Consider the following 10,956-nt stretch of genomic DNA (forward strand, 5'->3'; position numbering starts at 1 on the left):
CCTACCCCTACCCCTATCCCTATCCCTATCGTGAGTGGAAAGGGACTGATCGCCATGTCCGCCGACGACCGCCATGCGGAGACCATCACCCGCGTTTTCGACGATGCCGCCGCGGAGTTTGACACCTCCGGGCTTGACTTCTTCACACCCTTGGGAAAGCGGCTGGCCGACCTCGCCGGCTCCGGCCCGGGCGACCGGGTTCTTGATGTCGGATGCGGGATGGGCTCGTCGCTGATCCCCGCGGCAGAGCGGGTAGGGCCTACCGGCTTCGTCACGGGGATCGACCTGGCGCCGGAGATGGCTCGACGGCTGGCGGCCATCCTGCTCGACCGGAAGGTGACTAACGTCCGGGTACTCGAGATGGACGGCGAACGCCCCGACTTCCCGGACAACTCCTTCGAGATCATACAGGCCGGCTTTAGCGTCATGCATTTCTCCTCGGCACCGGCAAGCCTCAGTCGGTACCCGCGCCTGCTCGGGCGCGGCGGACGGTTTTGCTACAGCGAGCTGGTCGACGAGGACGGCCTACCCGATCTTGTCCCACGTGAGGCATTCGCAGAACTGGAGCCGTTCTTCCCTACTGAGCTGCCGAATCCACGCGAACGGGGGCTCACCCCGTGGAACCGGTCGGCTGAGTCGATCCGCGGCGCGTTACTAACACAAGGGTTCGCGCGCGTCAATCTGACCGAGGAAACGTCCGAGGTGGACGTCGGCAGCGGGCGTCGCTGGAACGCCTGGACGATGTCGACCGGCTTGAGACAAGCATGGGCGAACGTCCCCACAGCTGAGTTGGACGCGGTGCAAGCGCGGACGGCAGCGCTGATCGAGCAGAAACGCGACGTACGTGGACGGTTGTTACTGCCCGTGCGAGTGAGGTATGTGGCGTGTGAGACGGGGGAGGGGCTCCGTGGGTGAGCCCGTCGACGTCGTCGAGCTGACTGCCGAACTGGTGCGGATAGACTCCTCCCACGAGGGTGAGGGAGGGCTCACGCTCCCGATCGTGGAGCGGCTGGAGGCACTGTGGGCTTCGCGGACCGTGGAGACCCGCAGGTTCCCGACGCCGAAGGAGGGCAATGCCCACTTGTACGTCCGGATCCCCGGCCGCGGTGTGGCACCACCGTTGATGTTCCTCTGCCATACCGACGTGGTCGGTGTCCAACCCGGATGGACGGTGGACCCGTTCGCTGGTGATTGCCGGGGCGGGTTCCTCTGGGGGCGCGGCGTTCTAGACATGAAGGGCATGCTCGCCGCCGTGACCACAGCGTGCCTGCGCCTTGTCGACAGCGGAACGGTCCCCGACCGCGACCTCATCCTGCTCTACGACTGTGACGAGGAGGGCGGCTGGCATGGCACGTCGTGGCTACTGGAGCAGCATCCGGAGCTGGCGAGGGTGGGTTCAGTAGTCACTGAGGGTGGCTGGTCGCTGTGCGGGCCTGACGGGACAAGTCCAATGCTCGCGGCGATGAGCTGTGCGGAGCGGACCTTCGGTGCGCTTCGCCTGACCAGCACGGCGGCGGCGACGCACTCGTCACGACCCCTGCCCCAGTCCGCAATCGGGTCGCTTGCCAGCGTCGTGGGCAAGCTGGAGCGGCTGGTGCTGCCGGTGCGGTTGACGCCACTGAACCGGTCGTATTTCGAGGGACTACGGGCGGCCACGGATGATCCGGCGCTAACCGGTGCGCTCCGGGATCTGCTCGTCGCGCGGACGCAGCCGGAGCTCGACGCGGCCGGCAACCGCGTAGTGGCGACCTCAGGCCACCCTGCCTTGCACAACGCGCTGCTGCGGAGCACGCTGGCGTTCGTGGCGACGGAAGGCGGCAAGCGCGCGAACGTCGTCCCGTCTAGGGCTTCGTTGCTGCTGCAGGTGCGGTTCACCCCCGGGGGTAGCTCACCGCAGGAGGTCATCGACCTGGTGCGAGCCTGCGCTGGCACCGATGTGTCCGTCGCGGTGGTCGGTCCACCCTGGGAACAGGAACATGAGACCCTGGCCCGATGGCAGCGCGACTGGATGGCTCCTGAGTCGCCCACCGGACACGAGGTCTTCGCCGCATGGCGTCAGGCTGTTGGCGAGGTGCACCCCGGCGTCGTGGCTGTGCCAGTGGTCTTCGAGGGCGGCACAAGTGCGAAACCCTGGCGGGAGAGGGGCATTCCGGTATACGGGTTATATCCGTACTTTGTGGATGATGGCGCGCTGACGGCCATGCACGGCGCCGACGAACGGGTCCGAGTCGAGGAGCTGCGCCGTGCCGAGGAGCTCGTCCACCGCATGCTGGGGCGCTTCTGCCGCTGAGCGGCAGAAGCGCCCCAGCCTAATGCCCGTCACCCGGCAGGTACGCCACCACGTTCATGCTTTTCATGGAGCCAGCACGCCGATACGGATGGAGGAGTCGGCGATGCTGCAGGTGGCGCTCGGAGCGTTCGAACCGCTCGAAATCTTCTTTGGTGGTCCAGTCGCTCACGACGTAGTACAGGTGCTGCCGCTCGGCGTCGCGCAGAAGCCACTGACCTCGGTTCGCAGGATCGGCCGAGACGCTGGTGCCCACTTCGGACCAGACCTTCTCGAACTTCGCCGCTAGTTCCGGGACGATGTCCAGTTCGAGCATTATGCGCCAGCGTAGCGATGTGGTGGTCACGCCGGCGCCGTGTTCCTGCTCGCTCACTGCGACCAGAAGCTCACGGGGTGTTGATGCGTCGGTAAGTACGAGATCCGGACCGCACCTCACTCCGTGTGTCCGTTCTAGTCGCCCTATCAGTTCCTGTCGCGCCAGGGAATCGAACCCCATATCGTCGAAGCTCCGATCGAGTGGACTTGCGGTTTCACTGGTCTCGAGATTGTCGCCGGAGATCGCGTTCATGACCTCGACGAGCGACGCCTCGGTAACCTTGTCCATTGCACCCTCCTGTTTCCTGGGGACCTATAGCATCCGTTATGGGCGTCGAGGAAAACTTGACCACCGGCCGCCGTCCGGCTGCACAAGACACAGTGGCCATAGGCGTGCCTCGTTCGTCAGTGGACGAGCGGGATCCGCTAAACTCCGGCGTCATGGGACGCCCCGTGAAGCCGCTGGATGCCCTCCCGGGGCCAACACTGTTCCGCGCTGTTCGACTGCTGGGCAGGGCGCCGGACCAGCGGAGCCAGCGACGGTTCTCTGGCATCCTTGTGGTCCAGGCTGTGCGGGGGTGCCGTGAGCGCGGGGACTCCGGAGAGATCACCGTGCGCTCGGTCGCCGACTACATGCGCGTGGCGCCGTCGACCGCGAGCCGACTTGTCAGCGACGCTGTCGATGCTGGGTACGTCGAGACCACGCCGTCCCCGTCGGACCGGCGCTCCACGACGCTGCGCTTGACGGATGCCGGCCGACAGTTGATGCGCAGCTCGGTCGCCTACCAGACCAAGGTGTACGAGCAGGCGACCGATGGCTGGTCGTCGGAGGACAAGCAGGTGTTCGAGCGGTTGTTGGTGGAATTCTGCAACCGCCTCCTCAGCGAACTGTGAAGTCACCAGATTCCTTACTCGTCCACGTGAAGTTCCACCAGCACGGGGAGTTCGCTCCCGCGTTCGCCGATCTCGCCGAGGACCTGTAACGCCTCGCGGTCGATCGGCAGGTTCGAGTGGAGGAACGACCGTGAGGTGGCGTCGAAGTCGTCGCTCGCCTGGACCATAAGCAGGTAGTCGTTCTGGCCGTCAGACTCGAGGAACACCACCTCGTGCCGCAGGCCGTTCTGGCGCATCGCGGGAACCGCGGTGTCGGCGCGTTCACCGAAGCCGTGCATCCACTCGACCGCGCGCTCGCGCTGGCCTGGGTGGAGTCGCATCCTGATGCAGCGGAATTTCATAGACCTGCCACCTCATCTGTATCGTTCAAGAACTGCAGAGAACCGGTTGATAGATGCGTCGTACACGCATACACTATGTGGTGTGAACACTAGTGCCAACGAGACGAAGAAACGAACTTCGACGCTCGCGGTGAACCTCAGCTTCGCTGCGCTGCTGCTCGGCCTGCTCATGGCCCAGCTCGATACGAATATTGTGGTCGCAGCCCTTCCTGTGGTGAGCCAGGACCTCCATCTTGGGGCTGGGGTGGCCGGGGTGACCGCGAGCACCCTGCTGACCGTCACGGTCTTTACGCCAGTGTGGGGCAAACTCGGCGATGTGCTTGGGCGGCGGTTCACGTTTGTCACCTCGGTCCTGATTTTTGGGCTGGCATCGCTGCTGTGTGCGGTCGCGCCGTCAGTGGCGGTGCTCATCGCCGGCCGGGCGCTGCAGGGCATCGGCGCAGGCGGGCTCATCGTCACGGCTGTGAGCGGGGTTGCTGTCATCTTCGATCGGGAAGAGCTCGTCCGGCGCCAGATCTGGGTGACTTTGGTCTTCGGTATTTCCTCCCTCGCCGGGCCGCCGGCAGGCGGGTTCATGGCGTCCGCGTGGGGCTGGCGCTCTATCTTCTACGTCAATTTGCCGATTTGCGTCATCGCGCTCCTCGTGGGCGTATGGGGTCTGCCTAAGGAACCGAGCAGAGGCTCCCTTAAGCGGTTCGACTACCCGGGCGCCTTGGCTATTGCTGTGGCGGGCAGTGCGCTGGTGGGTGTCGGCTCGAGCTCGACGATCGCCCGGACACCGGCCTACGCGGTGCCTCTCGTCGTCGTCATGGTGCTTGCGCTCGTCTTCCTGGTCTGGCGTGAGCGCCGTGCTCCCGAGCCGTTGATCCCGCCGTCGGTCTTCCGGATCAAGGCACTGCGGGAGACGTTGGTGACCACTTTGCTCATCGGGATCACCCTCTTCGGCACGTTTACCTTTGTGCCGCTCGCGCTGCACACTGGCGCCAGTGTGACCACCGAGGCCGTTGGTGCGATGCTGCTGGCGCTGACCATCGGCCAGCTGGTGATCGTCCTTTTCTTCTCGGTACTGGTCCGCCGCAACCGCAACCTGGCCGCTTGGACGGTCCTGTCCCTGGTGATGGGTGTGGTCGGGCTCGCCCTGCTGACCGTGCTGCCATTGCTGCCGCACGCGGCGGCGATCCCCGTCGCGGTGGTGGGCTTGGCGCTTGCCGGCGCCGCGCTGGGGCTGTCGCTGCAGGTACTGACGCTCATCGGCCAGGCGACGGCGGCACCAGAACAAATCGGCCAGGTGATGGGCACGATTACCTTCACCCGGCAGCTCGGGGGTGCGGTGGGCGCGGCCGGGTTCGGCTGGATTGTGCTGCTCGCGCCGGACGGCGCCGCAGCGCCTGCCGTCGTGCTCGGCATCGCGGCGGTGCTGTTGATGACGGCATTCCTCAGCCGCCCGCGGGAGATCCCTGAGCTGAAAGGCGACGGAGGGGGCTGGTGACCCCTCTGCCGCTGACCCTCGTCGGTCGTCGTGTGCGTTGTCGCCGGGGGCGGACATTAGGGGTATTCAAGCACCTGGAACCGTTCTGCTAGCCGCCCGCTCGTCAATCCGGCTGAGCGGGCGGCTGCGGCCATCCTGTTCCGCAGCATCAGCTCGTCCGGGCCGTCAGCGTGCTGTGAACAGTGACATCGCAGCGCGGCGAGTTTCATCGGCAGGTGGGCAGTGACGTCCTCGAAGTGATTGGCCTCTGGGTCGCCGAAGAGCCATACTTCGCGGACGGCCCAAGGGGCATACTCGCCATCGCCTGGCGCGGGCGCGATACGGGCGACGGGATACACCGCGTCGAGCGTGGCCGCACCCACCGCCCGGTGGTCGGGGTGGTTCGCTGGCGGGAAACTCCACGCGTACCTCGGGCTGTGCGTGACGACCCGATGCGGGCGGACCTGGCGAAGCTGGGCCGCCAGTGTCGCGCGGAGCGCGAGCGAAGGTTCTACCTCGGCGTCCATCCCACCGAGGAAGTGCACGTCGTTGACACCGAGCGCCTCGGCTGCAGCCTCCTGTTCGGCACGGCGGTCAGCAGACGGAGCGCCGGTCGTGCCACGCTGTCCGTCCGTGACCACGCACAGGCTCACGGCCCAGCCCCGGGACACCCAGCCCGCTACCGTGCCGCCTGCAGCGAATTCGAGATCGTCGGGATGGGCGACGATCCCCAGCGCGCGTCCGGGAGCAGGCTCCTCTGAGTTGGTCATGCAGTTACCACACCTCGTCGGCCAGTGACGCTGATCGAGCTTTGCCGGTCAAGTTGGTGCGGAGCGAAATTCGAGACTGGCCGAAGAAACTGGGGCTCCGGCCAGTGATGGGAGGTTCGATGAACGCGGACACCTGCTACCTCGATCTGCTTGTTCGGGTGCTGACTAACGAGATCTACCAGGACCCGCCTGCAGGCCCGCACTATCTGGTGGGCAGGAAGTACGATCAGCGAGTCCGGGAGGCGGGCAAGGACTGGCCCTCGGTCGCGCACACCATGGTCGGATCCCGGTGCCTGAACCAGGTCCGGGCGGCGGTCGAGCACTTGCTCGGTAGCGGTGTCCCCGGTGACCTGGTGGAGACAGGGGTGTGGCGGGGCGGCGTTTGCATCCTTATGCGCGCACTACTGAAGGTGTATCGCGAACCCTCCCGCCGTGTCTGGGTTGCCGATTCCTTCCGCGGAATGCCTGAGTCCAACGCTGCGGGCGATAGCGAGCTCGCGCTGCACGAGTTTAACGACATCCTTGCCGTCTCGCAGGAACAGGTCGAGGAAAATTTCCGCCGTTACGGACTACTTGACGAACAAGTGGTCTTCCTCAACGGCTGGTTCGCGGACACGCTGCCATCTGCGCCGATCGACCGGATCGCACTTCTGCGGATGGATGCCGATTTGCGTTCGTCGACAACGGATATCCTGAATTCTCTCTACGACAAGGTTTCCCCCGGAGGAATCATCGTGGTGGACGATTACTCGCTGCCGATGTGTAGTGAGGCTGTCCGAGAGTTCCGCGATTGTAACGGGATTACCGACCCTATCCAGTCGATCGACGACGACGCCGTCTGGTGGTGTAAGGGCGGGACAGCACCGCACGTGGGGCTGCGTGTGGCTGCGGCGGGAGGCTCCCCGTGGCAGTGACCGACAGGCTGGTCATTGGCATCGTCGTCGGTTCCACGCGGTCGCACAGGCGAGGGGATAGCGTAGCGGGCTGGCTTGTGGAGATCTGCTCGTTCTTCGACGCCGAATTCGTGCTGCTCGACTTAGCTGACTTCGCGTTGCCACACCTGGACGAACCGGAGCCCGCGCGCAGACGCTACCGTCCCGCGCAGGCGCACACCGCGCGGTGGGCTGCCGCAGTGGGCGCGTGCGACGGGTTCGTTGTAATCACGCCCGAGTACAACCACTCCTTTCCCGGAGTGCTCAAGAACGCACTCGACTACCTCCACTCCGAATGGGAGGACAAGGCAGTCGGATTCGTCAGCTACGGAGGGTACGGGGGAGTGCGAGCAGTTGAACACCTGCGGAGCGTGTGCGGCCAGCTCAAGATGGCGGATGTGCGCGCCCAGCCGGCGCTCTCCCTTGCGGTGGACTTCGACGAGGAGGGCCGCTGCGATCCCAGTGACCTGCAGATCAGGTTCTGCCACGACATGCTGGACGAGGTCATTTCCTGGGCATCGGCGCTCAAGGCCCTGCGCACGCGAGTCTTCCGTCCGCCCGACGGACGTGGCGGCGTAGTTGTCCCCGGGGTGCAGTGAAGAGAGAGTGGTATGGATACTCCAGATGTGATCAGACTGCTCGCAGGAGCAGAAAGCTCGGGAGCAACGCTGCTCGAGGCGATTGATGCCTTGGGTCCAGCCCGGATCGCTGCGTTGCTTACGAGCGAGGTGGCGTTCCGTGCCCGGCTCAGTGATCTTTCACTGCGGCTCGTGGCTCCGCTGGGTATCGTCCTCGAATTCCTTCACGGCGGCCGGTCCTTCGCTACTATTGTTGAGATAGGACCCGACGGTGTCCGACTGTGTGAGGAGCTCGAGGGCGACCGCCCCGAAACGGTGCTCACCCAGGACTTGGAGGAGGCAGTGCGCACTGTCTATGGTCCGCGGGATCTCGTGTCGGTCGCGAGCCAGGTCGTACGCTGGCCGGAGGTGGCGGTGATGGCGTCCGGGGGAATGGCTGGCCAGGGCTTGCCGTCGGCCTACTACCCGTTTGTGCAGCGTGTGTTGAGGTCTCTTTCCAGGCGAGAGCCGGCGGATCTCGCCGAGCTGGCGGCCGAGTGCGGCACTGACAAATGGAGTGCGTTGCACCGATACCCCGAACACTACGACCGACACTTCGGCTCGTTGCGCGAGCGGCGGTTGACAGTGCTCGAGATCGGAGTTGGGGGGTTCGGGGACCCCGGCGCCGGTGCCGAGTCGTTGCGTATGTGGAAGCACTACTTCCCGCGGGCGATCCTCTACGGACTCGACATTGAGGACAAACGTGAGTTCGACGAACTTCGGATCGTGACCGTGCGTGGGGATCAGTCCGACCCGGTCTCTTTGGCGGCTTTTGCTGAGGACGTCGGGCCGTTCGACATCGTGATCGACGATGGCAGTCACGTGAGCGCCGACGTTATTACGTCGTTCCGCACGCTGTTTAGTCACGTTCGGCCTAACGGCCTGTACGTGATCGAAGACCTTCAGACGTCGTACTGGAAGCCGATGTTCGGCGGTGACGACAGCGACCTCACGGATCCGCAGTACACTATGGGGTTCCTGAAGACGCTGCTAGACGGGTTGCATCACGAGGAGTTCCTGCGCGCCGAAGCCTGGGAACCGCAGCCTACCGACGGACAGATCCGGGGTGTGCACTTTTACCACAACCTGTGTTTTATTGAAAAGGGACCGAACGTGGAAGGTGGCCTCTTCGCGGAAACCCTCCGCCTCTGGGGAACGCGAGGAAAGTCCTCTAGCGGATAGATTTCGCCGGCCGCATGGGCGTTCGGCATCAGTGCTTCGAGGGCTCCCGAGGTTCCGGTGGACATCCCCGTGTCGAGCCTTAGAGCCACCGCCCGCGCTGAGTGTGCGCGCAGCTGCCGCCAGATGTGGGGGCAGCCGATCGGTGGAACTTCCGTGTCACGCGCGGGCGCGCACGGCGGCCTCGATGGTCTCGTCGAGGACGCCATGTTTACCCGGTGGACTGGGCACTCCTCGAAGCCGACAGTCCGCCCGGCATCGAGGACGTCGACCTGGGGCTGGCTGCCGAACCGTGACCTCCCCCGGCTCACAATGCCGCCGGGGCTGTCCCGGGTCGATGGCAACGAGCTGACCTTTCATCAGATTATCGACGCTGCGGCCGCCGTCGGATCCGCGATCGACCGGCGGTCGTCGCTGATGCGCTGGCGAATTTACGGGTGATCTGCGTGTGGCTCGACGGCCAGACCGTCAGCTGGACCCGGTTGGACAACGCCCGCCAGCTCAGTCCGGTCCCTGACATCTGTCAACGAGCTGATCAGGCAACCAACCGCAGTGCTGCTCGGCTCGTGCGCGACGCCGAGCGGTGCGCTCCGGAGCGTTTCCTTGACTGAGATGTGCAGGAAAGATGGCGGTACGCATGCGCGTCACCTCGGTGTCAGTTAGCCCGGCCCTACGGAGTACAGGTGTCTGAGTTCGGACTCGTTTAGTTCCTTGAGTTGACGAAGATTCTGTGGAAGACGGTGACTGAGCGGCTCGAGCGGTCTAGGAACTCGCTCAGCGCGCCCGTTCCGACATCGGGCTCGACGCGCAGTTCGGGCACGCTGGTGAGCTGGTCGCCCACCACGCCGAGTCGGTCATCCCTCGTTGAGTCAACCGTCTCGAAGTTCGGCGGCCATCAGAACAGGTGGGCGGTCATGGATGTGCGCGAGCGTGTCGGGGCGGTGGCGGTCAAGAGCGGGTACGTTCACAGCCAACGATCCGGGTGCTCTCGGTCAGCTCTGGATCGGCGGTGCCGAGCTGATCGCGGATGCCCGGCCGACACTCGTCCGAAGGGAAGACCTGTCTATCGCTGCCGCACTCAGTTTCTGTGGAAAAAATTCATTGCACTGAGAGTAACAGTATGCGTATGGTGAAACCCATGATGAAGCGAGATATGATCGATGACCTGGTGGACATCATCTACCCGTTGCCAGACCCGTTGAAGGCCGATGCGAACGACAACGAGGAGGCTGGTTACGACGCGTGGCGCAGGGACGTCGAGGACCAGCGGAACGCGTTCGAGCAGAACAGGCGGCACACTGTCGAGAACTCCGAGGACTACTTCGACCCGTTGCTCGCCGAGATCACACAGGCGCGCCGAGAGATACGCGAGGCTGCGGCACGGATGCGGCTGCTGGTCGCCTACGGCCGCGAGTTCGTCAGGCCCAGCCCGTATCAGCTCAAGGATCTAGCCGACGCAACGAGCATGTCGATCTCTGGCGCTCGAGGCGCCTATGACGACGAGGAGATCGCGACCGTCGCTCGCCGCATCGGACGTCAGCCGCGCACCCGCGCACTCCCGAGCCCTGCCATCACCGACTGAGGAAGTGGCAACCGTCCAACGTCACGAGCTCGGCGCCTGCGGGTCGCAGATCCTCAGCAGGTGTCCCGCGTAGGGCCTGTCTCGCGAACGGTGTTTCGGCGTGTTCGGTTAGTAGGTCTCAGCAGCCGGCCAGCGGTCACTGAATGTGATGGAGAAGGCGTTCAGCACAGGCTTCCAGCGCATCGCCCATCGAGTGCGGCCGGTCCCGGTCGGGTCCAGGCTGCGAGTCACAAGATACAGGCACTTGAGAGCAGCCTGCTCGGTCGGGAAATGCCCTCGCGCTCGCACTGCCCGTCGATACCGGGCATTCAGTGATTCAATCGCGTTCGTTGAACACAGAACCGTCCGGATCTCCACATCATAGTCAAGGAACGGAATAAACTCAGTCCACGCATTACGCCACAGACGGATCACCGCGGAATACTTCTTACCCCACTTGACCTCCAATTCTTCCAAAGCCGCGCTTGCAGCCTCGGGATTCGGCGCCGTATAGATCGGTTTGATATCCCGCTTCATCGCATCCCAGTCGACCCGGGACGCGAGCCGGAACGTATTGCGAATCAGGTGGATG

General features: G+C 64.6%; 13 protein-coding genes. 9 read left to right on the plus strand and 4 right to left on the minus strand.

Annotation, left to right across the window (positions count from 1 at the left end; all coding sequences use genetic code 11):
• Positions 1-54 precede the first annotated feature (54 nt).
• Together JWQ81_RS37865 and JWQ81_RS37870 are read left to right on the plus strand one after the other, a co-directional pair.
• Positions 55-915 (plus strand): methyltransferase domain-containing protein, encoded by an 861-nt coding sequence (locus tag JWQ81_RS37865; RefSeq protein ID WP_297549411.1) that lies wholly within the window; start codon positions 55-57, stop codon positions 913-915.
• Positions 908-2,290 carry a M20/M25/M40 family metallo-hydrolase gene (locus JWQ81_RS37870; protein WP_297549412.1) on the plus strand — a complete coding sequence of 461 codons (1,383 nt, stop codon included), beginning with the start codon at positions 908-910 and terminating at the stop codon, positions 2,288-2,290. The genes JWQ81_RS37865 and JWQ81_RS37870 overlap by 8 nt, the downstream gene beginning before the upstream one ends.
• Before the next feature lie 19 nt (positions 2,291-2,309).
• Here JWQ81_RS37870 and JWQ81_RS37875 read toward each other — a convergent pair whose 3' ends face one another.
• A complete protein-coding gene (locus JWQ81_RS37875; RefSeq protein WP_297549414.1) occupies positions 2,310-2,891 on the minus strand; it encodes a phosphopantetheine-binding protein in 582 nt (193 codons plus the stop codon).
• 152 nt (positions 2,892-3,043) lie between these two features.
• On the opposite strand from JWQ81_RS37875, the gene JWQ81_RS37880 reads away from it, so the two are divergent.
• The gene (locus JWQ81_RS37880) at positions 3,044-3,496 is read left to right on the plus strand and encodes a MarR family winged helix-turn-helix transcriptional regulator (RefSeq protein ID WP_297549415.1); all 453 of its coding nucleotides are present in this window, start codon (positions 3,044-3,046) and stop codon (positions 3,494-3,496) included.
• 14 nt (positions 3,497-3,510) lie between these two features.
• Here the strand turns inward: JWQ81_RS37880 and JWQ81_RS37885 are convergent, their stop codons facing one another.
• The gene (locus JWQ81_RS37885) at positions 3,511-3,837 is read right to left on the minus strand and encodes a DUF6176 family protein (RefSeq protein ID WP_297549417.1); all 327 of its coding nucleotides are present in this window, start codon (positions 3,835-3,837) and stop codon (positions 3,511-3,513) included.
• Between the two features lie 82 nt (positions 3,838-3,919).
• On the opposite strand from JWQ81_RS37885, the gene JWQ81_RS37890 reads away from it, so the two are divergent.
• A complete protein-coding gene (locus JWQ81_RS37890; protein WP_297549419.1) occupies positions 3,920-5,326 on the plus strand; it encodes an MFS transporter in 1,407 nt (468 codons plus the stop codon).
• A gap of 56 nt (positions 5,327-5,382) precedes the next feature.
• On the opposite strand, the gene JWQ81_RS37895 is transcribed toward JWQ81_RS37890, so the two are convergent.
• Entirely contained in the window at positions 5,383-6,075 is a 693-nt protein-coding gene (locus tag JWQ81_RS37895; RefSeq protein WP_297549421.1) for a PIG-L deacetylase family protein, read from the minus strand.
• Between the two features lie 119 nt (positions 6,076-6,194).
• On the opposite strand from JWQ81_RS37895, the gene JWQ81_RS37900 reads away from it, so the two are divergent.
• The 5 genes from JWQ81_RS37900 (at position 6,195) to JWQ81_RS37920 (ending at position 10,385) form a co-directional block, all read left to right on the plus strand.
• Entirely contained in the window at positions 6,195-6,989 is a 795-nt protein-coding gene (locus JWQ81_RS37900) for a TylF/MycF/NovP-related O-methyltransferase (protein ID WP_297549423.1), read from the plus strand.
• On the plus strand, positions 6,980-7,606 hold the full coding sequence (locus JWQ81_RS37905; RefSeq protein WP_297549424.1) for an NAD(P)H-dependent oxidoreductase: 627 nt from the start codon (positions 6,980-6,982) through the stop codon (positions 7,604-7,606). The genes JWQ81_RS37900 and JWQ81_RS37905 overlap by 10 nt, the downstream gene beginning before the upstream one ends.
• Before the next feature lie 27 nt (positions 7,607-7,633).
• Positions 7,634-8,806 carry a class I SAM-dependent methyltransferase gene (locus JWQ81_RS37910; protein WP_297549426.1) on the plus strand — a complete coding sequence of 391 codons (1,173 nt, stop codon included), beginning with the start codon at positions 7,634-7,636 and terminating at the stop codon, positions 8,804-8,806.
• 153 nt (positions 8,807-8,959) lie between these two features.
• Positions 8,960-9,244: a hypothetical protein gene (locus tag JWQ81_RS37915; RefSeq protein WP_297549428.1), complete on the plus strand. Its 285-nt coding sequence runs from the start codon at positions 8,960-8,962 to the stop codon at positions 9,242-9,244.
• 697 nt (positions 9,245-9,941) lie between these two features.
• A complete protein-coding gene (locus JWQ81_RS37920; RefSeq protein WP_297549429.1) occupies positions 9,942-10,385 on the plus strand; it encodes a hypothetical protein in 444 nt (147 codons plus the stop codon).
• 108 nt (positions 10,386-10,493) lie between these two features.
• Here JWQ81_RS37920 and JWQ81_RS37925 read toward each other — a convergent pair.
• Positions 10,494-10,956: transposase (locus JWQ81_RS37925; RefSeq protein ID WP_297549431.1), on the minus strand; the 463-nt coding region annotated here is incomplete at its 5' end.

This window comes from Amycolatopsis sp. (assembly GCF_025464955.1).
Taxonomy (GTDB): Bacteria; Actinomycetota; Actinomycetes; order Mycobacteriales; family Pseudonocardiaceae; genus Amycolatopsis.

What these genes read in the sequence shown, in the direction of transcription:
- JWQ81_RS37920 (WP_297549429.1), top strand. Translation starts at nt 9,942, where the DNA reads ATGATGAAGCGAGATATGATCGATGACCTGGTGGACATCATCTACCCG.
- JWQ81_RS37885 (WP_297549417.1), bottom strand. Translation starts at nt 3,837, where the DNA reads ATGAAATTCCGCTGCATCAGGATGCGACTCCACCCAGGCCAGCGCGAG.
- JWQ81_RS37895 (WP_297549421.1), bottom strand. Translation starts at nt 6,075, where the DNA reads ATGACCAACTCAGAGGAGCCTGCTCCCGGACGCGCGCTGGGGATCGTC.
- JWQ81_RS37880 (WP_297549415.1), top strand. Translation starts at nt 3,044, where the DNA reads ATGGGACGCCCCGTGAAGCCGCTGGATGCCCTCCCGGGGCCAACACTG.
- JWQ81_RS37875 (WP_297549414.1), bottom strand. Translation starts at nt 2,891, where the DNA reads ATGGACAAGGTTACCGAGGCGTCGCTCGTCGAGGTCATGAACGCGATC.
- JWQ81_RS37900 (WP_297549423.1), top strand. Translation starts at nt 6,195, where the DNA reads ATGAACGCGGACACCTGCTACCTCGATCTGCTTGTTCGGGTGCTGACT.
- JWQ81_RS37865 (WP_297549411.1), top strand. Translation starts at nt 55, where the DNA reads ATGTCCGCCGACGACCGCCATGCGGAGACCATCACCCGCGTTTTCGAC.